Source organism: Agrobacterium sp. 22-221-1, assembly GCF_053522445.1.
The window spans coordinates 16,106-37,112 of the sequence record NZ_JBNWCL010000001.1; the positions used below are offsets into that span (position 1 = coordinate 16,106).

Annotated in this window: 24 protein-coding genes; 4 read left to right on the forward strand and 20 right to left on the reverse strand. The window is 60.9% G+C overall.

Annotated elements, in window-relative coordinates; all coding sequences use genetic code 11:
• Nucleotides 1-28: 28 nt before the first annotated feature.
• The 8 genes from ACQZ5N_RS00075 to ACQZ5N_RS00110 form a co-directional block, all read right to left on the reverse strand.
• The gene (locus tag ACQZ5N_RS00075) at nucleotides 29-850 is read right to left on the reverse strand and encodes a mechanosensitive ion channel family protein (RefSeq protein WP_448731750.1); all 822 of its coding nucleotides are present in this window, start codon (nucleotides 848-850) and stop codon (nucleotides 29-31) included.
• 75 nt (nucleotides 851-925) lie between these two features.
• On the reverse strand, nucleotides 926-1,444 hold the full coding sequence (locus ACQZ5N_RS00080) for a tyrosine phosphatase family protein (protein ID WP_448731751.1): 519 nt from the start codon (nucleotides 1,442-1,444) through the stop codon (nucleotides 926-928).
• Nucleotides 1,441-2,064 (reverse strand): YfbR-like 5'-deoxynucleotidase, encoded by a 624-nt coding sequence (locus ACQZ5N_RS00085; RefSeq protein ID WP_448731752.1) that lies wholly within the window; start codon nucleotides 2,062-2,064, stop codon nucleotides 1,441-1,443. The genes ACQZ5N_RS00080 and ACQZ5N_RS00085 overlap by 4 nt, the downstream gene beginning before the upstream one ends.
• A gap of 2 nt (nucleotides 2,065-2,066) precedes the next feature.
• A complete protein-coding gene (ygfZ, locus tag ACQZ5N_RS00090; RefSeq protein ID WP_448731753.1) occupies nucleotides 2,067-2,915 on the reverse strand; it encodes a CAF17-like 4Fe-4S cluster assembly/insertion protein YgfZ in 849 nt (282 codons plus the stop codon).
• Between the two features lie 122 nt (nucleotides 2,916-3,037).
• Nucleotides 3,038-3,805 carry a hypothetical protein gene (locus tag ACQZ5N_RS00095; protein ID WP_142778972.1) on the reverse strand — a complete coding sequence of 256 codons (768 nt, stop codon included), beginning with the start codon at nucleotides 3,803-3,805 and terminating at the stop codon, nucleotides 3,038-3,040.
• Nucleotides 3,806-3,819: 14 nt separating this feature from the next.
• Nucleotides 3,820-4,077: a hypothetical protein gene (locus tag ACQZ5N_RS00100; protein ID WP_003501987.1), complete on the reverse strand. Its 258-nt coding sequence runs from the start codon at nucleotides 4,075-4,077 to the stop codon at nucleotides 3,820-3,822.
• 105 nt (nucleotides 4,078-4,182) lie between these two features.
• Nucleotides 4,183-4,620, reverse strand: coding sequence for a TIGR02301 family protein (locus ACQZ5N_RS00105; RefSeq protein ID WP_080852380.1), 438 nt, complete (start codon nucleotides 4,618-4,620; stop codon nucleotides 4,183-4,185).
• Nucleotides 4,621-4,718: 98 nt separating this feature from the next.
• A complete protein-coding gene (locus tag ACQZ5N_RS00110) occupies nucleotides 4,719-5,135 on the reverse strand; it encodes an NUDIX hydrolase (RefSeq protein ID WP_003520673.1) in 417 nt (138 codons plus the stop codon).
• A gap of 132 nt (nucleotides 5,136-5,267) precedes the next feature.
• On the opposite strand from ACQZ5N_RS00110, the gene ACQZ5N_RS00115 reads away from it, so the two are divergent.
• Together ACQZ5N_RS00115 and ACQZ5N_RS00120 are read left to right on the forward strand one after the other, a co-directional pair.
• On the forward strand, nucleotides 5,268-5,591 hold the full coding sequence (locus ACQZ5N_RS00115; protein ID WP_031234127.1) for a YnfA family protein: 324 nt from the start codon (nucleotides 5,268-5,270) through the stop codon (nucleotides 5,589-5,591).
• A 35-nt stretch (nucleotides 5,592-5,626) separates the two neighbouring features.
• Nucleotides 5,627-6,388 (forward strand): SOS response-associated peptidase, encoded by a 762-nt coding sequence (locus ACQZ5N_RS00120; RefSeq protein ID WP_020811514.1) that lies wholly within the window; start codon nucleotides 5,627-5,629, stop codon nucleotides 6,386-6,388.
• A gap of 224 nt (nucleotides 6,389-6,612) precedes the next feature.
• On the opposite strand, the gene ACQZ5N_RS00125 is transcribed toward ACQZ5N_RS00120, so the two are convergent.
• From ACQZ5N_RS00125 to ACQZ5N_RS00150, 6 genes are all read right to left on the reverse strand, one after another.
• Entirely contained in the window at nucleotides 6,613-7,905 is a 1,293-nt protein-coding gene (locus tag ACQZ5N_RS00125) for a GGDEF domain-containing response regulator (RefSeq protein WP_020811513.1), read from the reverse strand.
• A 389-nt stretch (nucleotides 7,906-8,294) separates the two neighbouring features.
• Nucleotides 8,295-8,426 carry a hypothetical protein gene (locus ACQZ5N_RS00130; protein WP_003496883.1) on the reverse strand — a complete coding sequence of 44 codons (132 nt, stop codon included), beginning with the start codon at nucleotides 8,424-8,426 and terminating at the stop codon, nucleotides 8,295-8,297.
• A 172-nt stretch (nucleotides 8,427-8,598) separates the two neighbouring features.
• The gene (pssA, locus tag ACQZ5N_RS00135) at nucleotides 8,599-9,468 is read right to left on the reverse strand and encodes a CDP-diacylglycerol--serine O-phosphatidyltransferase (protein ID WP_269830734.1); all 870 of its coding nucleotides are present in this window, start codon (nucleotides 9,466-9,468) and stop codon (nucleotides 8,599-8,601) included.
• A gap of 22 nt (nucleotides 9,469-9,490) precedes the next feature.
• Nucleotides 9,491-10,189 carry a phosphatidylserine decarboxylase gene (locus tag ACQZ5N_RS00140; protein WP_003520681.1) on the reverse strand — a complete coding sequence of 233 codons (699 nt, stop codon included), beginning with the start codon at nucleotides 10,187-10,189 and terminating at the stop codon, nucleotides 9,491-9,493.
• A gap of 163 nt (nucleotides 10,190-10,352) precedes the next feature.
• Nucleotides 10,353-12,239, reverse strand: a complete 1,887-nt coding sequence (locus ACQZ5N_RS00145) for an ABCB family ABC transporter ATP-binding protein/permease (protein ID WP_020809120.1) — start codon at nucleotides 12,237-12,239, stop codon at nucleotides 10,353-10,355.
• Nucleotides 12,240-12,349: 110 nt separating this feature from the next.
• Nucleotides 12,350-14,356, reverse strand: a complete 2,007-nt coding sequence (locus tag ACQZ5N_RS00150; RefSeq protein ID WP_448731754.1) for a LysM peptidoglycan-binding domain-containing protein — start codon at nucleotides 14,354-14,356, stop codon at nucleotides 12,350-12,352.
• A gap of 156 nt (nucleotides 14,357-14,512) precedes the next feature.
• On the opposite strand from ACQZ5N_RS00150, the gene ACQZ5N_RS00155 reads away from it, so the two are divergent.
• Nucleotides 14,513-15,133 carry an LOG family protein gene (locus tag ACQZ5N_RS00155; protein ID WP_003520687.1) on the forward strand — a complete coding sequence of 207 codons (621 nt, stop codon included), beginning with the start codon at nucleotides 14,513-14,515 and terminating at the stop codon, nucleotides 15,131-15,133.
• A gap of 250 nt (nucleotides 15,134-15,383) precedes the next feature.
• A complete protein-coding gene (locus ACQZ5N_RS00160) occupies nucleotides 15,384-17,144 on the forward strand; it encodes a peptidoglycan D,D-transpeptidase FtsI family protein (protein WP_448731755.1) in 1,761 nt (586 codons plus the stop codon).
• Nucleotides 17,145-17,198: 54 nt separating this feature from the next.
• Here ACQZ5N_RS00160 and rarD read toward each other — a convergent pair whose 3' ends face one another.
• The 6 genes from rarD to ACQZ5N_RS00190 form a co-directional block, all read right to left on the reverse strand.
• Nucleotides 17,199-18,107: an EamA family transporter RarD gene (gene rarD, locus ACQZ5N_RS00165; protein WP_035237103.1), complete on the reverse strand. Its 909-nt coding sequence runs from the start codon at nucleotides 18,105-18,107 to the stop codon at nucleotides 17,199-17,201.
• Between the two features lie 216 nt (nucleotides 18,108-18,323).
• Nucleotides 18,324-19,280: a prolyl aminopeptidase gene (gene pip / locus ACQZ5N_RS00170; protein WP_448731756.1), complete on the reverse strand. Its 957-nt coding sequence runs from the start codon at nucleotides 19,278-19,280 to the stop codon at nucleotides 18,324-18,326.
• Entirely contained in the window at nucleotides 19,277-19,762 is a 486-nt protein-coding gene (locus ACQZ5N_RS00175; RefSeq protein WP_448731757.1) for a GFA family protein, read from the reverse strand. Before ACQZ5N_RS00175 ends, pip begins: the two co-directional genes overlap by 4 nt.
• Entirely contained in the window at nucleotides 19,759-20,223 is a 465-nt protein-coding gene (locus tag ACQZ5N_RS00180; RefSeq protein WP_448731758.1) for a GFA family protein, read from the reverse strand. The genes ACQZ5N_RS00175 and ACQZ5N_RS00180 overlap by 4 nt, the downstream gene beginning before the upstream one ends.
• Complete coding sequence (locus ACQZ5N_RS00185) at nucleotides 20,223-20,696, reverse strand: GFA family protein (protein ID WP_065654104.1); 474 nt, start codon at nucleotides 20,694-20,696, stop codon at nucleotides 20,223-20,225. Before ACQZ5N_RS00185 ends, ACQZ5N_RS00180 begins: the two co-directional genes overlap by 1 nt.
• Nucleotides 20,693-21,001, reverse strand: a complete 309-nt coding sequence (locus ACQZ5N_RS00190) for an endonuclease domain-containing protein (protein ID WP_448731759.1) — start codon at nucleotides 20,999-21,001, stop codon at nucleotides 20,693-20,695. The genes ACQZ5N_RS00185 and ACQZ5N_RS00190 overlap by 4 nt, the downstream gene beginning before the upstream one ends.
• Nucleotides 21,002-21,007 lie beyond the last annotated feature (6 nt).

The following is a 21,007-nucleotide window of genomic DNA, read 5'->3' on the forward strand; positions in this document are numbered from 1 at the left end:
CGCTTGAAAAAAGGGGAGACGTGCGGTCTCAGGCCGGCTGGGCGCTCAATTCCGCCTTGCGCTCGTCGAAGGCGAGTTTCATGGCTTTCGTCACGTCGCGGGTCGTCGCGAAATAAGTGTCGCTGCGCACCCAGTAGCGCAATTTGACGGTGGCGCTGTCGGCGCTGACCGAATCGACGAAGGTGACGGGGGCGGGGTCCAGCAAAACCCGGCTCTCCGAACGCACGACTTTCATCAGCATATCCTGTGCGGCCGCCAGATCCTCGTCATTCTTGACCGTCAGGCTGAGTTCGTGACGGCGCGAGGGAAAGCGGCTGTAATTGGTGATCGGCACGTTCCAGAGCGTGGAGTTGGGCGCGAGACGGTAAAGTCCGTCGCTGGTCTTCAGCTCGGTCGCAAACAGCCCGATCTCGATCACCGTGCCGTTGACCGTGCTGGTCTCGATATATTCGCCGACGCGGAAGGGGCGCAGCACCAGAAGCATGATGCCGGCGGCAATATTTTGCAGCGTGCCCTGCAACGCAAGGCCGATGGCCAGACCGGCGGCGCCAAGGGCGGCGAGGATGGAGGCGGTCTGCACCCCGAACTGGCCAAGCACCATGACCAGCACCAGAATGAGAACCACATAGCGGATGGCGCCGGCGAAGAAGCCGGCGAGTGTCGCATCGAAACCGCGAATGCGCGACAGGCCCTGAAATGCCCAGCGTTGCAGGAAGGTGGCGGCCAGCCAGCCGATGATCAGCAGCAGAAGCGCACCGACGACCGAGAAGGAATATTGCACCGCAAGCGCGCTTGCCTGCTGCAACGCCGCCTGCGATGCGACGATGATATCCGTTGCCTGTTGTTCCATGAATTATCCTGTGATTTTCATTGCTCTTCAGGGTTGGTAACGACTGGACGCCTTGAGGGTTCCGCCAAAACGGCCTCAGTTGCCAAGCGGCAGCACGAAAGGCACGTTACCATCCGTATCCGCGCCCCTGCCGATTTTTTTGATCGCCGCCACCAGCCTGCCCTCGCGCCCGAGCAGACGGTCGCCGATGGCGATGATGCGGGCATTGGGCGTGGCATAGGGCGAGACGGCGCGCAGGCGCAGCGCAAGTTCCATCTCATCCTGATCCGGATAAAGGCTGAGCGCGGCGATGACGGCGGCGGCGGGTGAGCGGGAAACGCCCATCCAGCAATGGATGAGCAGCGGCGCGGACTGGTCCCATTCGCGGGCAAAATCGAGCAGTTTCAGCACATGTGCATCGTCAGGCGCGATGAGATCGGCGGTGCCCTTGAATGCGATGTCGTTCATGGCAAGCGTCAGATGCCGGTCTGCGGCAATGACGGCGGGGCGGTGAAAGGACTGCTCTTTGGCGATCAGCGTCACCATTTCGCGGGCCTTGTGTTTGACGGCCATCTCCGCGATCCGCGACAGTGGCGATACGACAATGGCCGTCATGTCGCACTCCCCGTTTTGACGGCACGCATCGCCTCGATCGCCTCGAAACGTTCGATGAACAGCTTTTGCGCTTCGGTTGAGGGCAGGGGCGTCATGTCGAACATGTCGCGGGTAATGCCGCGCGGCAGGCCGAAGAACTTCTGCGCCTCGGCGGTGGAAAAACCGGCAAGCTCCGTCGCCTCGAAAAAGGCGGCGACCGTATCGGCCTTCTTGATGCGGTCCTTCAATTCGCGCGATGCATGCGGCGGCAGGCCGAAACGCAGATGCACGGCGGCTTCCAGCCGTTTTTCCACGGTCTTGTAACCGCCGCCGACCACGGATTTGAACGGCGAGATCATGTCGCCGATGACATATTCCGGCGCATCGTGCAGAAGCGCCATCTGCATGTCATCAGGCGTCGCGCTTGTGCACATGCGACAGAAGATGGTTTCGACGATGAGGCAATGCTGGGCGACGGAAAAGGCGTGGTCGCCGCGCGTCTGGCCGTTCCAGCGGGCGACGCGGGCAAGGCCATGGGCGATATCGGCGATTTCCACATCGAGCGGCGAAGGATCGAGCAGATCGAGCCGCCTGCCGGACAGCATGCGCTGCCAGGCGCGCGGGCTTTTTGCAGGAGCCACTCTCAGTCCTCCGCCCGCGCTGCCGGATCGGCCGCCGGGAAGGAAAGGCCGCTCCAGGCGGGCAGGGCCACGGTCACGGGAACAGTCTCCGCCAGAAGCGGCGTGCCGGATGCGAGCGCATCGGCAATGCGGTCGATCCGAACGATGGCAAGCGCCCTGTTGCCGCAAACGGTTCCGAGCGTGCCGACCGGTTTTCCATCGGCGGTAATCTCCGTCCCACTGGCGGGAAGCGCGCCTTCGGCCGAAACGGTGACGACGCGGCGTCTTGCCGTGCCGCGATGTTTCATGCGCGAGACGACTTCCTGACCGACAAAGCAGCCCTTCTTAAAGGAAACACCGTCATTCACATCCATCAGCACGTCATGGGGAAAAGCATCCTGCAGCGCATAATCCCGACCGGATTCGGCAATGCCATGCTCGATACGGAGCGCATCATAGCCCGCGCTGTCGCCGGATGCGGATGCGCCCGGTATACGGTAAAGATCGATGCCGGCCTTGGCGAAACGGCCGTCTTTGATGCCTGCCGTCGGCGCAGTCCCGTTCCAGAAAACGCTCACGCCTTCGACCGTCTCGGCTTTGAGATCGACCGGTGCGCGCAGCTTGTACATGGTCAGGCGGCGCAGCAGCGCGTCCTGTTCGGCGGCGCCCGTTTCGATCAGATAATCGCCACCATCGCGCCAGATCAGGAAATCGAACAGGATCTTGCCCTGCGGCGTCAGAAGGGCTGCGGCCCGTGCTTCGCCTTCCGGCAGGTTTTCAACATCTGCGGTGATGAGGTTGTTCAGAAATTCCTCGGCGCCGGTGCCGGAAACCCGGATCAGGCGGCGGTCGGCAAGAAGGGCGGAAGGCATGGCGTCACCGTTCGGTTCGTCGAGACTCTGTGATCTCCGGCAAAAAGCAGATGCGCTTTGCCGGAATGCTCATTCCGCACAGTTAGGATTTTTGCCAGAGAACGGCAAGCACCGCGATGCGATCAATCGCCGGCGGTGAAGAACTTCCACTTGCCATCGGGCGAAATGCCGACCCGGTAGAAGCTGTAATTGCCATATTCCTGCATGTCGGCCAGATCGCCCGCCGTGATGATGCGCAGAAGCTCCACCTTTTCCGGCGCAGTCAGCGTATTCAGCGGCTTTCCGGCGAAATAAGGGAAAACATAGGCTTCGTCAGGCGTGCCGGCATCGATATGGGCATAACCGGTCGATAGCAGGTCGATGATGATCGCCAGCACTTCCAGCCCGTCAGGATCGCCGGAATAGCTTTTCAGCGCCGCAATCGGGTCTTCGCCGTCATTGCCGTCGATGCGGAATTCTTTCTGGCCGGCGGCGATGAAGGGCCGCAGCTTTTCGATATCGCCGGAGGCGGCGGCATCGATGATCTGCTGGCGCAGCTTGCGCACGGGTTCCGGCGCCTTGGAAATATCGTGCTCGATCACCACGGACATTTCCGGCGTGTTGTCGGGCTTGGAGGATTGCTGGTTCGCCTGATTGGCGGAACGGTCCACCAGCGGGTCGGGCAGGGGAATGCCTTCCGAATCGCCTTCGATCTCGTCCGGCTCGGCAGGCTGGGCCTGCTGCGGCTCACCGCCATTCTCAGCCTTCGGCTCGCTTTCGGTGTTCTGCGCCGGCTTCAGCTCGGAAAGGGCAAAGGCGCGGCCTGGCATGCCAATCGGCCCGGCGGTCAGGGCAAGCAGGATGGACAGCAGGGCGGAAGAGCGCAAAAGCCCCTTGCTCAGGCAAGACATGATAGACCCCGGCTTTACTGTATTACCCGCTGCGGCGAAAATTCGCCCTGAAGCATGCGCTGGCGCAGCGATTCCAGCATTGCTTCAGCGCCGGCCTCGCCATGGATACGGATGGTTTCGCGCATGGCCAGAGCGATGGCGGCATCGGCGATGATCTCCGGCTCGATGCCGTCGGCCATGCCGTCAGCCCATGCCTCGTTCTGGTGTTCCAGAGCGACCTGCATCTTTTCATGCACGATCATATCGTCGATTTCGTTACGGCTTGTCTGCATCTTTCATCCTCGACAGGGCGGGCAAGTCCTTACCACCCTGTTAACAACACTAGCAGCCTTTTATCAAAACGGCACGGCCTGCGGCGAAAAGAGGTTAATAATCCTCTAATTTCCGAACCGGGACGCGATTTCCTGCGCGAGTGTTGCCCCTTCGTTACGGTAGTTCTCTTCTGCCATGATGGCGGCGCGTGTGCAACTGGTGTGGATGGCCGCAAAGGAGCGGTATCCACGGTTGAATGCAGCCGTCATGCGCTGACGTCGTTCAGGTTCGTTGGCCGTGTCCGCAGCCAGAAGATCGCTCATCGATCTGCGCCAGTCCTCCGGTCCGGAAGAAGGGCACAGGGTTCTGAGATATTGCACCGCGCCCAGTATCTCCGACAGCCGTGCGAGCTTGTCGTCATAAGGGGCGGGCTTGGGCGGCGCGGCTTCCGCCGGACGCACCTCGGAACCGGGTTTTGAAGGCTGCGCATAAGCGATGCCCTGCTGCCCGGCGGTGGCAAGCATTGTCAGAAAAAGAGACAGGAAGATGGTTGGCCGTATCAAAATTCTATTCTGCCCCACACATACTCGTGAACTGTTGGCTCGTGACCATCCGGCGGGCGGATCAGCCCTAGATAATAGCGATTCTGGCTGGCTGGCAATCATGCAAGCAGGCGTTCGGCGCATTCGACGACGCTTTCGGGCGCCGGCAGAAGGCGGATTTCCGCCAATGTGTACCAGCCCGCATCCGCCGCATCGTCACCGACAGTCACGAGCGGATCGGCATCGGTTTCCACGGTGAAGACCGACAGGAAATAGTGGCTCGTCAACACCCCTTCGGCGTCGCGGGAGGGAAGATCGTATGTCGCGAAAAGCTGCGGCCGGCGCGCCACGATGCCGGTTTCCTCGTGCAATTCACGCAGCGCCGTCTCGGCCGGCGTTTCGCCGTCTTCGCCGCGACCACCCGGAAAGGCGAACATGTCCTTGGAAGGCGGGTTGATGCGGCGCACGAGAAGCAGCCGGTCGCCGTTCCTGACAATGGCGGAGGAGGCGGGGCGGGGCTTGATACGGAGGGTCATGAATGGTTTCGCTTGTTTCGGCCGTTGCCGGCCTGTCTATAGTGGTACGTGGCTCGGAAAAATCGATTCCGGTTTCCGTGCCGATGCTTATAGTCCGGAACGGGCGCGATTGTGCATGTTAAAGACGGTGGAATGAAGGTCTATCTTATCTATGTCCTGGCGGCTCTTGCCGAAATTGCCGGCTGCTTTTCCTTCTGGGCCTGGCTGAAACTCGGCAAGACCGGGTGGATATTGCTGCCCGGCATGGTGGCGCTGGCCGCTTTCGCGTGGCTTCTGACGCTGGTTCCGACAGAGGCGGCGGGCAGGGCCTATGCCGCCTATGGCGGGATTTACATTGCCGCTTCGCTCTTCTGGCTCTGGGGCGTGGAAGGCCATGCGCCGGACCGGTGGGATATTGCCGGCGGCGCCGTCTGCCTTGCCGGTACCGCCATCATCCTGTTCGGGCCAAGGGCCTAGAACATTTCCGGTGAACAATGCTCAAGGAGAAGGCCATGTGCGGACGTTTCGTGCTGAAGGCGACGCCGGAAGAGATCGCCGATTATCTCGATCTGATCGGCCTTGAGGATTTTCCCGCCCGTTTCAACATCGCGCCGACGCAGCCCATTCTGGTCGTGATGGAGGGCGAACGACAGGAGCGCGGCAGCAACCTGCCCAATCGCCGGGCCGTGCTGGTCCGCTGGGGTTTTCTGCCGGGCTGGGTGAAGGATCCGAAGGATTTTCCGCTGCTCATCAATGCGCGGTCGGAAACCGCCATCGGCAAGGCCTCCTTCCGCGCCGCCATGCGCCATCGCCGCGTCCTCGTTCCCGCCACCGGCTTTTACGAATGGCGACGCCCGCCGAAGGAGGAGGGCGGCAAACCGCAGCCTTATTTCATCCGCCCGAAAAGCGGCGGCATCGTCGCCTTCGCCGGTCTCATGGAAACCTGGTCTTCCGCCGATGGCTCGGAGGTCGATACCGGCGCGATCCTCACCACCGCCGCCAATGCCGCGATCGGCCGTATTCACGACCGCATGCCTGTTGTCATCGCGCCCGAGGATTTCAGCCGCTGGCTGGATTGCAAGACCCAGGAGCCGCGCGAGGTCGCCGATCTGATGCGGCCGGTTCAGGATGATTTTTTCGAGATGATCCCGGTATCGGACAAGGTCAACAAGGTCGCCAATGTCGGCGCGGATCTCATCGAGCCGGTGCCGGAAAGCGCGCCGCTGGCGAAGATCAAGCCGGCGAAGGACGAAGGGCAGATGTCGCTGTTTTGAAGAATGTTCTTCACATTTGCGCATAATCGTTTGAGCTGGAAGTCGCCGCATATTTCTTCTCCCCGCCGGGGAGAAGATGGCCCGAAGGGTCAGATGAGGGGGCTACGGAACAGACATGCGGAGAGCTTGCCCCCTCATCCCGCTGCCGCGACCTTCTCCCCGGCGGGGAGAAGAAACAAGCGGCACGCGCTCGATCCCACGCAAGACTATCTTGTTCAGAAAACTCAGCCGTTCCGCCCGATCTTCTGCAGGCCTTCCTGGATCATGATGTCGGAATAAACGCGGTTACGGCCATTCGCCTTGGCGAGATAGAGCAACTGGTCCGCGGCATTCAGCTGGTTGTCGAAGGGTTCGCCCTTTTCGATTTCCACGACGCCGAGCGAAATCGTCAGGGCGAGGCTGCTGCCGCTCAGCTGCCGGCCGTTCTTTTCCACCTGTCCGCGCAGCTCCTCGCAGAACTGATAGGCGGCGCGCGCATCCAGCCCGCGCAGAAACACGGCAAACTCCTCGCCGCCAAGGCGGGCGGGAATGTGGCGTTGCTCGCCGCACATGTCATGCAGCAGTTCGGCCAGTTTTTTCAGCGCCCTGTCGCCGGCATCGTGGCCCAGCGTGTCGTTGATCTTCTTGAAATGGTCGATGTCGAGAATGGCGACGGCGCCGCTCTCGTCATTGCCATTGATGACATCCATCAGCGCGCGTGTGCGCTCGAAGAAGGAGCGGCGGTTCGGCAGGCCGGTAAGATGGTCGCGTTCGGCCAGTTCGCGCAGGCGTTTGAGCTGCTTCAACGTCTCGATATTGTTATCGATACGGCACTGCAATTCTTCCGGCACGAAGGGGCGGTAGACGAAATCCGAGGCGCCAGCCTTCAGGAAGCTTGCCGAAAGCAACCGGTCTGTGGAGGACGATATGCCGATCACCCGCAAATCTTCGGAGGACCGGCTGTCACGGATGCGGCGCGTCAGCTCATAGCCGTCCATATCGGGCATATGGTAGTCGGTGATGACAAGCTGGATCGTCGGATCCTGCGACAGTATTTCCAGCGCCTGCTTGCCGGAATGGGCCTCGCTGACCCTGAAATTTTGCCGCTCCAGAATTTCCACGAGACCGGAACGGGCTGTGCGCACATCATCGACGACCAGAACGGAGAAGAGCTTGTTGCTCAAAATCCGCTGGACCGTTCTGACCACTGCATCCACTGTGCGATGGCCGTCCTTGACGATGTAATCAATGATCTTCTTTTCGGCGTAGCGCTTGCGCGCCTCCTCATCCACCGTGGCGGTGAAAACGATGGCCGGCACCTTGCGCTCGGATAGAAGTGCGAGAATCTCGCCCTTCGGCGCATCGGGCAGGTTAAGGCCTGTCAGCGCCAGCGTGAAATTATGGGCCTGCATGAGGGTATCGGCCGCGGCCATGCTGTCGCAATGGACGACCTCGGCTTCCGTTTCTTCCGAAAGCCGCGTCTTCAGCAGCATGGAAAGAGCAACGGAATCTTCAATCAGAAGGATTTTATCCTGCATGGCCGTCCCAAGCCCCCCTGGCCTGTCTTCACAATCTTCCCTCAACGCCGAATATTCGTCATCCGCGTGTCTGCGGATTCGAAAGCCGGCTTATGCATTGTTGTGGAAAAAAATGCGGAATAGAAAAGTTCTTTTGTATTCACTAATCTATACGTCGGTGTTCGTATAGCCTTCTTGTGGAAGGCGAGCTTTTTACTACACTTTCGTTGCAGCTTCGTTACAGAATGCTGCCGATTTTATGAAAGACTGACGCTCTGCAGTTTAGCGGCAGTGTTTGAAACAAAAACGGCGCCCGGAAAAGGCGCCGCGTGATTGTCGATTTTCCTTCGGGAACGTTCCGTTTTCCGGACAGTCTGCAAAATTCGAAAAATCAAAAAAATCGAATATTTTCAGGCGGTTTTGGCGGCAGGCTTGCGCTTCAGCATCAGGGCTGCGGCCGCAACGGCCTTCAGTCCGAGCGGGCGGTAGTGGCTGTTGAGGTCGGGCTTCGCCTGCGGCTGCGCCTTCGTCTCGTTCGTCATTTCTCTCTCTCCACAATTCACGCCAATCGCCGTTGCGATGCGTGTGAGCCACTTCTTTCGCGGCTAATCTTGACGGATTCGAGGCGAAGAAAAACGAAGCCGGCTTTTCAGGCTGCGACATTTTGCGTCACATCCTGCGCCGGCTTGTGCGAGAAAAAATAAACCTGCGGTTTTAAATGCCGCGATCGAGGCCGTTGCCGCCATTGGCGTCGTCATGCACGTCTTCCTCGATGGTCAGCGTGCCGTAGCGGCGATGCCAGAGGCGGGCGCTGATGGGAATGAAGATGAGATAGGCGGCAACCGTCAGAACCAGAACTTCCCAGGTGAAGCTCATCAGCATCGCCACATAGAGCACGACGACGAGGATCATCGGCAGCACCAGATCGCGGCGAATGCGGCTGGTGCCCGATTTCCCCGACCAGACCGGCAGGCGGCTGATGAGGAGATAACCGATCAGCACGGTATAGGCGGCGGCGACATAAGCGAAGGGCTTGTCCGGCTCGACGCCGAGGAAACCGAGATAAACCGGCAGCAGCACCAGCATGGCGCCCATCGGGGCGGGAACGCCTACGAAGAACTCATTCTGCCAGGGCGCCTTCACCGGCCGCTCGATCATGACGTTGAAACGCGCCAGACGCAGGCCGGCGGCGATGACGTAAATCAGGGCGGCGATCCAGCCGATGGAGCGCGCCTGGTCGAGAAGGTAGGCATAGACCACCAGCGCAGGGGCGACACCGAAATTGACGATATCGGCCAGCGAATCCATCTGCTCGCCGAATTTGGACGTCGCCTTCATCATGCGGGCGATGCGCCCGTCTATGCCGTCGAGGAAGGCGGCCAGCAGCACCATGCCGACGGCCAGCTCGAAGCGACCCTCGATGGCAAGACGCACGCCGCTCAGGCCCGCACAGATGGCCAGAACGGTGATGAGATTGGGAACGACGAGGCGAAAGGGAATTTCCCTCAGCCGCGGTCCACGGCCGCTGTCGCTGCGGCCCTCGGGTTTGCCGTTCTGTTGCGGCTCGGCGATCGGCGTTTCCATGCGCATGCCCTTCCTGTTTCCGTCAGCCACGGCGGCTGACGACCGGACCCTTGGCGGAGCCGAATTCGGCAAGCACGGTTTCACCGGCAATCGCCGTCTGGCCGACCGATACACGCGGCTCGAAACCTGCGGGAAGGAAGATATCGAGGCGCGAACCGAAACGGATAAGACCGAAACGCTCACCGGCATCGACTGGTTCATTCGGCTTTACCCAGCAGACGATGCGGCGTGCAACCATGCCGGCGATCTGCACCACGCCGACCTTGCCGTGCGACGTCTCGATGACGAGGCCGTTGCGCTCATTGTCTTCGGAAGCCTTGTCTACTTCGGCATTGAGAAAGAGGCCGGGACGGTAGGCGACATTGACGATGCGGCCGCGCACCGGCGAACGGTTCACATGGCAGTTGAACACGTTCATGAACACCGAGATGCGCACCAGCGGCTCCTTGCCGAGTTCCAGCTCCAGCGGCGGAACGACGCTCTGCACGGCGGAAACCTTGCCATCGGCCGGGCTGATGATGAGGTCGTCATCCTGCGGCGTGACGCGCTCGGGATCGCGGAAGAAATAGGCGCACCAGGCCGTCAGCACCAGGCCGACCCAGAACAGCGGTTCGGCGATCCAGCCGAGCACCAGCGATGCGACGAAGAAGGCCGCCACAAAGACATAACCTTCCTTGTGGATCGGTACGATGGTGTTGCGAATGGTGTCGAACAGATTCATGAGATTCCTTGCTCCGGTTTCCGTCTGTCGCGTCTATATGTGGTCGTGATACGACACGATCCAAACGGCAATGCGACAAATTTTGCCTAGCTGGTTACAGCCAAAAGGGCCGCCCGGCAATGGTGGGGTGCGCCCGTCGGCCCTGTTACCCCGGCTATACCCATCAATGGGCGGGTTCCCCGCGGTCGATGACACCCAGATCGTCGGTTTCGCGCACATGGCGCAGCATTTCCTCGGCCCGGATCGCCTCGCGCTGGCGGCTCCACATCGAAGCGTAGAGGCCGTTCTGCCCCATCAGCGAGCTGTGCGTGCCGCGTTCGGCGATCTGCCCTTCCTTCAACACGATGATCTCATCCGCGCCGATGACGGTGGAAAGGCGGTGGGCGATAACCAGCGTCGTGCGGTTCTTCGAGACGATGTCGAGCGCGCTCTGGATTTCCTGTTCCGTATGCGTATCGAGCGCCGAAGTCGCCTCGTCGAGAATGAGGATCGGCGGAGCTTTGAGGATGGTACGGGCAATCGCCACGCGCTGTTTTTCCCCGCCGGAAAGCTTCAGACCGCGTTCGCCGACCATGGTGGCGTAACCTTCCGGCAGCTTGCCGATGAAGGCGCTGATCTGCGCGGCATCCGCCGCCGCCCTCAGTTCCTCGTCGGTGGCCGAGGGGCGGCCATAACGGATGTTGTAGGCGAGCGTGTCGTTGAAAAGCACCGTATCCTGCGGCACCATGCCGATCACCGAGCGCAGGCTCTTCTGCGTCACATCGCGAATATCCTGCCCGTCGACGGTGACGGAGCCTTCCTGAATATCGTAGAAACGATAAAGCAGCCGCGAGATCGTCGATTTTCCCGCACCCGAAGGGCCGACGATGGCCACCGTCTTGCCGGCCGGCACGTCGAAGGAAACACCCTTCAGGATCGGTCTTTCGGGGTCATAGGCGAAATGCACGTCGCGGAAGGAGATCGCGCCCGGTCCGGCTGCGAGCGGCTTTGCATCCGGCCTGTCGGTGACTTCCGCCTCCACCTCCAGAAGATCGAACATCTGTTCGATGTCGGTCAGACCCTGGCGGATTTCGCGATAGACGAAACCGATGAAATTGAGCGGCACCGAAAGCTGCAGCAGCAACGCATTGACGAAGACGAAATCGCCGATGGTTTGTTCGCCGCGCTGCACGGCAAGCGCCGACATTACCATCATGACGGTGGAGCCGATGCCGAAGATCACGCCCTGGCCGAAGTTCAGCCAGCCGAGCGAGGTCCAGATCGAGATCGCCGATTTTTCGTAACGCTCCATGGCGACGTCGAAACGCCGCGCCTCCATCTCCTCATTGCCGAAATATTTGACGGTTTCGAAATTCAGAAGCGAGTCGATCGCCTTGGTATTGGCGTCGGTATCGCTGTCGTTCATGGCGCGGCGAATGCCGATGCGCCAGTTGCTGGCCCGCACGGTGAACCAGATATACGCCCAGACCGTGATGACCGTGACGAGCACATAGGAAAAACCGTAGGAGGCCCAGAAGATGATCGCCGTCAGCAGGAATTCGATGAAGGTCGGCGCGGTGTTGAGAATGGTGAAACGGACAATGGTTTCGATGCCCTTGGTGCCGCGCTCGATGACCCGCGATAGCCCGCCGGTCTTGCGCTCCAGATGGAACCGCAGCGAAAGCCGGTGCATGTGCACGAAGGTCCTGTAGGCGAGCTGGCGCACCGCATGCTGGCCGACGCTGGCGAAAAGCGAATCGCGCAGCTGGTTGAGCCCCACCTGGATCAGCCGCGTCAGATTATAGGCGATCACCAGCGCGACGGCGCCGAGCAGGAAGGCGGGAACAAGCCCGGCCATGTCCAGCCGGCCGTTCAGCGCATCGGTCGCCCATTTGAAGAAATAGGGAACGGAGATCAGCACCAGCTTGGCGACGATCAGGTACACGGTGGCCCAGATCACCCGCATCTTCAGGTCCCACCGTCCCTCCGGCCACATATAGGGCCAGAGATTGATCAGCGTCTGGGTGGGATTGCTGGAATCCGCCGAAATGGTTTTTTTCTTCGTGGCCATCATTCGCTCCGGTCACTGCCGGAAGCCGACAGCAGGGCGGCGGCTTTGGTCAAGCCGCCGCACGTGTCACAGATAGGGTCGTTGCGGGTTCACCGCAACGCTTCAAATGCTCAGGAGCCGCCCTTCAGCCGCTTGCGGTGAAGTTCTTCCGCATTCGGCAGCGCCTCTTTCGGCACGCCGAAAATCTGGCCGGGCTCGATCAGATCGGGGTTTTTGATCTGATCTTCGTTGGCAAGGTAGATCGTGGTGTAACGCACGCCCTGACCGTAGACGCGACGGGAAATCTGCCACAGCGTATCGCCACGGCGGATGATGACGCTGTTCTGGCTCTCGGCAAGCGGCGCCTGCTCGAAGGTCTGCGGGCCGGCGGGCGCCTGTGGCGCGGGAGCAGCGGGTGCTGTGATGTGGAGTTCCGCCAACCGGCTTGCCAGCGAGGCGATACCCTTGCCGATTGCCGCCACATCGTTCGGCCATGCTTCAACCGATGTCAGCAACTGACGCGCTTTGGCGGTAATATCGCCCGCAAAAGCGGTGAAGGCGGGTTCGGTCGCGGCTGCGGTGCGGAATTCCGAAAGCGACTTGAGACCGATGACGACGGCGGAGCGGCCGGCAATGGCCTGATCGAGCGCCGGCGTAGCCTGATCCTTGTAGAGATTGGAAAGAATGCCGAAGGCCTTGGCGACATCGGCGCGCAGCTTTTCGAAAGCGGCGCGGTCGCTTGCCGTGCTCTGGTTTTCGGCAGGCGCCGCAGTCGTTGTCGCTGACGACGAAGCGGACGGTGTCTGCATGGCGACGGTTGCCTGGTCGGTCTGCGGCCGCTCGAAGGGAACGCGCACACGCACCTTCGCGGTGCCGTCGGCATTCAGTTCCTCGACCGTGATGATGTGGCTGCCGACGCTAAGATCGACATCGCCTTCGACGACGAAATGGCCGGAGGCTTCCGTGATGCTCTTGCCGATTTCCCTGTCATCGACCAGTGCGCGTACCGTTGAACCGGTAGGTGCGGAACCCGCGACGAAAATCTTCGATCCCTCGAACTCGACGGCAGTGACCTGAACGCTCGACGTCAGCGGAGCCGTAGCGGACGGAACCGCAGTACCGGCGAGCGGTGCGGAAGCGGTGTTGGCGCTGGTTTCGGATGTTGCCGCAGGCTGTTGCGACGGCGCGGCTTGCGGCTGAAGCGCCGGAGGAGCCGCCTCCGGCATGGCCAGCACGCGGCTTGCTTTGCCGGGTTTGGAAACCATGGCCAGAAGCTCGCCCGTCTTGCCGTCAGGCACGGAAACCGTGGCCACTTCTTCGGATTGCGTCGCCTTGCCGCTGGCATCGGTCGAACGCAGCACCAGCTCGTGATCGCCCGGGGGAAGCGGATTGTCGAAAACGGCGGCGAAATCGCCGGTGCCGTCGATGGTCGTTTGGGCGACCACCTTGCCGTTGCTCAAGATTTCGAGCTTTGCGCCGGGCTGTGCCTTGCCGGCAATCACGGCCGAACCGTCCGGCTCGACGCGCAGCACGTCGAAAGTTGGCGTGGCGGCAGACGATTGTGCCGCATCGGCGGGTGCTGCGGCCGGTTTTGCCGGTTCGGGCGCGCCATCGTCGGTGCCGGCGAAAACGCCTGCCAGACGACGCACCTGTGCCGCCGCCGCCGCCGCATTGTCGGGCAGGCCGCGCAGGAACGCCGTGGTGCGTTCGGCGGCCGTGCGGGCGGTAGTGATGAGGCGCGACGTCGTTTCGTCCAGCGACTCTGGGATTTCGATATTCGTCAGTTCCTTGAGCGAGGTCTCGACCTTCTTGCGCGCCGCCGCGAAATCGGCGTCGGAGGGAACCTTGCTATCGGCGAAAAGCGTCGTCAGATCCTTGATCGACTGGGTGGCGGAAGCCGCCCGCCGCCCGACCTTGTCGGCGATATTGGCGGTTTCCTCGGCGGCGTCGGAGAGAATGTCGCCCGCCTTGTCGGCGCCCATTTCAACGCTGTTCTTCACGGCGTTGCCGGCCTCGTTGATAGCGTCGCCGATCGGTTTGCCGTCGTTTGAAATCCGCGGCAGGACGAAAAAGATCATGAGCAGGGACGCAACGCCCAGCACGATCAGCGCCAGCAAACCGGCCTTATTGTTTTTCATCCTGGAATCTCCGGGTATTTCAAGCTTTTCACACGAGTTGAGATTGCTAGCGTCTTACCTTGCGCCAGACAAGCGGCGAGTGGCCAAAAGGCCATATTTGCAAGGGATTTCCCAAATTTTCTTGACGTGCCGCATCGCACATAGTTCCTTCCCTTCATGACGGACAAAAATACAGCGATTCGATCCATCTGCGTTTATTGCGGCTCCCAGCCCGGACGTGATCCGGCCCATATGGAGGCGGGCCGCGCGCTTGGGAAATCCATTGCCGAAAACGGCATTCGCCTCGTCTATGGCGGCGGCACCAAGGGCATCATGGGCGCGGTTGCCAGCGGCGTTCTTTCCAATGGCGGCGAAGTGACCGGCATCATACCGGAATTTCTGGTCGATATGGAGGCGACGCGCCATTCTCTCGGACAATTGAACGAGCTTGTCATCACCAAGGACATGCATGAGCGCAAACATATGATGTTCGAGCGCTCCGATGCCTTCGTGACATTGCCGGGCGGTGTCGGCACGCTGGAGGAGATCGTCGAGATCATGACCTGGGCGCAGCTCGGCCGCCATGCAAAGCCGATGGTCTTCGCCAATATCAACGGTTTCTGGAACCCGATGCTGGAACTGGTGCAGCACATGCGCGACCAGGGTTTCATCCACCGCGCGCATCTTCTCAACCCGCTCGTCATCGACGAGGTGAAGGATATCGTGCCGGCCATCATCGACCGGGCGCTGGCGCAGCAGAACCCGGAAGGCGATCCTTCGGTGATTTCCCGCCTCTAGGCCGGGATGGCGAAAAGCGTAAGCGGTTTTCGCCTTAAATCCCGGTCTGTTCATCCTGATCGGCGTGACGATCGTTAACGGCCGCCTCACGGCTCGTTACAATTTTAAGTGTATATTAATACAGATTTAACGGCGGCATCGTTCCGCCCGCTCTTTTCATGGCCCCACGACTGATCCTGTGCCAGCCTCAATAAGGCGTTGGTTGTCGCGGAATTCGTTTCGCCGCCATGAGAGTGGGTGTCATCGGGAAATGATTGCTTTTGTGGTGCGGCTCAAAAGCCGGGCGCATTTTATTATTCAGAGAAATTCCGCGCAGGGCAGGGAGGCACTCCTCGGTTCCGCCGCCCGCCGCAGGGTCGATGCGCGCATGAGGCTCGGCATCGTGATCGCCGTCTTCGTCGCCATCTATGGCGTCGTCGCCGCGCGTCTCGTCCAATACGGTCTTGCCGAACCGGTGGCGACCGCATGGATCAATACCGGTGCCAACGCCGTCGCCTCCCGGCCGGATATTGTCGATCGCAACGGCACGCTTCTGGCGACCGATCTCAACATGGTCTCGCTTTATGCGGATCCGCGCCGGATCGTCGATCCGGATGAGGTGGTGGAGAAACTCGCGACCGTCATTCCCAATCTCGACTGGCGTGAAACGCACCGAAGATTGCGCTCGGATACCGGCTTTCAGTGGCTGCGACGGCAGCTGACGCCCCGGCAGCAGGCGGATATTCTCAATCTCGGCATACCGGGCATCGGCTTCCGGCCGGAAAAGCGAAGGTTTTATCCGGGCGGCCCCACCGCTTCGCACATTATCGGCCACGTCAATGTCGACAATCAGGGGCTTGCCGGCATGGAGCGTTACCTCGACCAGCAGGGCCTGGCCGATCTGCGCGCCGTGGGTCTTGCCAGCGGCGCGCCGCTGGAGCCGGTGCGTCTCTCCATCGATCTCAGGGTACAGAACATCGTCCGCGAAGTGGTCGTGAAGGCGAAAAGCGCCTATCAGGCCGAAGCGGCAGGTTCGGTGATCCTCGATGTGGAGACGGGCGAGGTGCTGGCCATGGCCTCCGTGCCGGATTACGATCCGAACGAGCCTTCCCGCACCCTTGCCGATGGCAGCATCGACAAGGAGTACGAAAAGGGCTGGTTCAACCGGATGAGCAACGCCACATTCGAAATGGGCTCCACCTTCAAGAGCTTTACGCTCGCCATGGGGCTGGATGCCGGGGCGATCACGCTGAGTTCGGTGGTGGATGCGTCGCGGCCGATCCGCATGGGCGGCTTCACCATCAAGGATTTCAAGGGCCGGAACCGGCCGCTCTCCATTCCGGAAGTGTTTCAATATTCATCGAATATCGGCACGGCGGCGGTGGCCGACAGGGTCGGCGTCGAAGGCCATCAGCAGTTCCTGACGAAGCTCGGGCTGCTTACCAGAATGGACACGGAAATGCCGGGGGTGGCGACACCCACCCAGCCGAGAAACTGGAAGAAGATCAATTCCGTCACCATCTCCTTCGGCCACGGCGTCGCCACCACCCCGTTGCAGACGGCGGTGGCCGCTGCCGCGCTGATCAATGGCGGCAACCTGATTTCGCCGACCTTCCTGCCGCGTTCGAAAGAGGCTGCCGCATCGGTCGCGCGCACCGTCATCAACGACAGGACGAGCGCCGATATGCGTTACCTGTTCAACTGGAACGGCATCAAGGGTTCCGGCCGTGGCGCGCAGGTGGAGGGATTTCATGTGGGCGGCAAGACCGGAACCGCCGACAAGGTGATCAATGGCCGTTACGCCAAGGATATCAATTTCAACGCCTTCGTGGCCGGTTTTCCCATGCACAAGCCGAAATATGTCGTGCTGACGATGATCGACGCCCCGAGAACCGGGGTGAACGGCGGGCGCACGGCGGCCTCCACCGCAGCCCCCATGACTCGCGAAATCATCGCCCAGACGGCAGGTCTTCTCGGCGTCAAACCGCGTTTCGGTTACGATGCCAACCCGCAATTGCTGGTGGATTATTGACGCCACTTCTCCCCATTCCCGTGATGAGCAAAGGCATGAGGTAAGCGGCTCTGATTACCGCTTGAGCCGCAGCAGGCTGGAGCCGGTATAGATCGCCAGCGCCACCCAGATCATCGCAAAGGCGGCCATGCGCACCATGTCGAACGGCTCCTTGAAGACGAAGATGGCGATGAGGAAGATCATCGTCGGCGCGATATATTGCATGATGCCGATGGTCGACAGCCGCAGCAATTTCGCGCCATTGCCATAGAGGATAAGCGGCACGGCCGTGATGAGCCCGCTTGTCGCCAGAAGCCAGGTATCGGCGGAATTGCCGCCCATGAAATGCGCCTGTCCGTTGAAGGCGAGCCAGATCATCACCAGTACGGCGGGGATGGACAGAAGCATGACTTCCAGCAGGAAGCCCTGCGTCGCGCCAATCGGCAAAGTCTTGCGGAAAAAGGCGTAAAAACCCCAGGACACGGTGAGTGCGATGGACACCCAGGGCAGGCTGCCCGCATGCCAGGTGAGGATGGCAACCGCCAGCGCCACAAGGCCGATGGCGGCGATCTGCGCCGGATAAAGCTTTTCCTTGAGGAGAACAGCGCCGAGGAAAATGCTGAACAGCGGATTGATGAAGTAGCCAAGGGCGGCATCGAGCGCGCGGCCTGCGCCGATAGCCCAGATATAGACGCCCCAGTTGATGCTGATGAGGATGGCCGTCAGGCTGGCCATTGCCAGCATCTTCGGGGTTCTGAGCGCGGTTCTGATTTCCGCCGTGCGTCCGAGCGCAATCAGCACGACCGCCGCAATCGGCACCGACCAGACGACGCGATGGACGATGACCTCGATCGGCGAAATATGCGCAACCGCCTTCATGTAAAAGGGAAGGAACCCCCAGAGCAGATAAGCGGAAAGCGCGAAAGCAAAACCGCGCGCGCTGTCGCCGCCCTCCTGGGCCGGGAGCGATTTGTCGAGTGCCATGGGGAGTACCGCCAATTGTTCGGATGGCGTTTTATAACGGATCGCCACAGTGGCGGCCAATTCATTTCCGTGAAGGGTTCATGCGAAAAACTGCATGAATAAAAGGCGCGCTGCCCTTGAAATGGGCTGCCCTGCGACAGGAGGAAATGATTCACGCAGGAAGCCCCGCGTGAATCATTGTCTTATCCGGCCGTTGCAAGGCGCTGAAAGGACTGGTTATTTCCCGGCAAAACGGTCGTTGGCGCGGATCAGTTGATCAAGAATGCCCGGCTCGCTCATCGCGTGTCCGGCCGCCTCGATGATGTGGAAATCCGCCTTCGGCCAGGCCTTGGCCAGCTGCCAGGCATATTTCAGCGGGCAGGGCATGTCATAACGCCCATGCACGATGACGCCGGGAATATCTTTCAGTTTGCCGGCGTCGCGCAGCAATTGGCCTTCCTCCAGCCAGCCGCCATTGACGAAGAAGTGGTTCTCGATGCGGGCGAAAGCGATGGCGTATTTATCCTCGCCGAAATCCTCGATCCGGTCGGGATCGCTGACGAGCGAGATGGTCGCCCCTTCCCACTGGCTCCATGCCTTGGCGCATTCGAGTTTCTTTGCCTCGTCGGCGCCGGTGAGATAGCGGTTATAGGCCTGCATCATCTCGCCGCGTTCGGCCTGCGGGATGGGCGCGATGAATTTTTCCCACTGATCCGGATACATTTCGGAAACGCCGAACTGGTAGTACCAGTCCAGTTCCGGTCTGGTGACGGTGTAGATGCCGCGCAGAACCAGTTCGCTGACGCAGTCGGGATGGGTCTCGGCATAGGCGAGCGCCAGCGTCGAGCCCCAGGAGCCGCCGAAAACCAGCCATTTCTCGAAGCCGCAAAGCGCGCGCAGCCTTTCGATATCGGCAACGAGATGCCATGTGGTGTTGGCCTCAAGCTCCGCATGCGGCGTGGAGCGGCCGCAGCCGCGCTGATCGAACAGGATGACGTCGTAAAGGGCGGGATCGAAGACGCGGCGATGCGTGGGGTTCACCCCGCCGCCGGGACCGCCATGCAGGAATACCGCCGGTTTTCCACCGCGCGTGCCCACCCGCTCCCAATAGATCGTGTGGCCGTCGCCGACATCGAGCATGCCGGTCTCGAAAGGTTCGATCTCGGGGTAAAGGCCGCGCAATTCTTCGCTCATGGGTCATCGTCCTTCGCTGGCCATTCGGCCGTATCATGGTCCGGGTGCTGGCAATTGTTCACCCGAGGGGGAGGGTTATCCGTTGCAGGTTCCGGCTCCACCGGCAAGCCATCGAGTGCGCCGAACCATTGCATCTTGCTGCTGAGATTGGATTGCGCCTCGGGCCTTACCCGCTGCGGCTCGTCCAGCGAGCCGAGGGTGATATTGATGAAATCCGCGCCCGGCATGTCGTAGAACAACGGCGTGCCGCATCTGCCGCAGAAGCCGCGACGCACGTGATCGGAGGACTGGAACCACGCTGCTTCGCCACGGGTCATTTCAAACTGCGTAAGCGCACTTGCGGCAAGCGGCATGAAATAATTGCCAGATGCCTTCTGGCACATGCGGCAATGGCACAGATGCGGATAACGAAGACCGCCCCCTATCCGATAACGCACCGCGCCGCATTGGCATCCGCCGCTGAAACCCTCGGCCCCGCTCATGCGCGCTCGTCTTCCGGCGGCCAGACCTGCGTGTCGTGATCCGGGTGCTGATAGGAGGTGATTTCCGCCTCGTCCACGCCCTGTTCCACGGCCGGCTTGCCGAAGAGCTGCTCGATCCACGGCATGCGTTTGTGGAAATTGACCTGCACCTGCGGCTCGATCCGCTCCGGCTCATCGAAAGCGCCGATGGCGATCTCCACGCCGCCGGGATAATGATAGGTCAGCGGCGTGCCGCATTTGTTGCAGAAACCGCGATGGATTTTTCCCGAGGAGCGGAAGAGGGACGGCTGGCCGCGTGTCCAGGTCAGATGCGCCTGATCGGCGCTGACCAGCGCGCCGAAGAAATTGCCGAAATGTTTCTGGCACATGCGGCAATGGCAGATGGAGGCCCGGCCAAGCTTGCCCGCATGGAAACGCACGGCGCCGCATTGGCAACCGCCGGAAAATCCCGCTTTGCTCATCATTTCTTCTCCGGTGGCCAGTTTTCGGTGTCGTGGTCGGGATGCTGGTAGGAAACGAGATCGGCGAGGTAATCCACCTGCGTCAGGTCGTCCTCGGTGGCAACGGCAGGCAGCGTGTGAAGCGTGTCGACGAAATCGATCTTGCGTTCAACGCCCCACTGAATGGTCGGCGGCAACGCGGCGGGATCGTCAAAAGCCCCGGCCGCCACCGCCACGCCGTCAGGCGCCTCATAGGTCAGCGGCGTTCCGCATTCGGGGCAGAAACCGCGCTTGACGACGCTGGAGGACTGGAAGCGTTTCGGCTCTCCCCGGGTCCATTCAAACTCCACGCCGCGCACCGAAACCAGCGGCGCGTAATAGGCCCCGAAAGCCTTCTGGCACATGCGGCAATGGCATATGGAACTGTCTTTCAGTTCCCCGGAGGCGCGAAAACGGATCGCGCCGCACTGGCATCCGCCGGTATATGTCGTCATGCTCGGTCCTCCTTCACCGTTCGGATAATGTGGAGACAGACATTGTCGATGTCTTTGAGGATATCCTCGTTCCAGAAACGGAGGACTGTCCAGCCAAGTTCCTCAAACGTGCGTGTTCTCTCTTGGTCATAGGCTGCCGCAGCGTCGTCCGCGTGCTGAAAGCCGTCCAGTTCGATAATGATCTTATGCGAGGGGCAAGCGAAATCAACGATATATCCGGCAACCGGCAGCTGGCGTCTGAAAGACAGGCCGTCAAGGCGGTGAGCGCGGACGGCGTTCCAGAACTTCAGTTCTGCATCGGTCATGGCCTT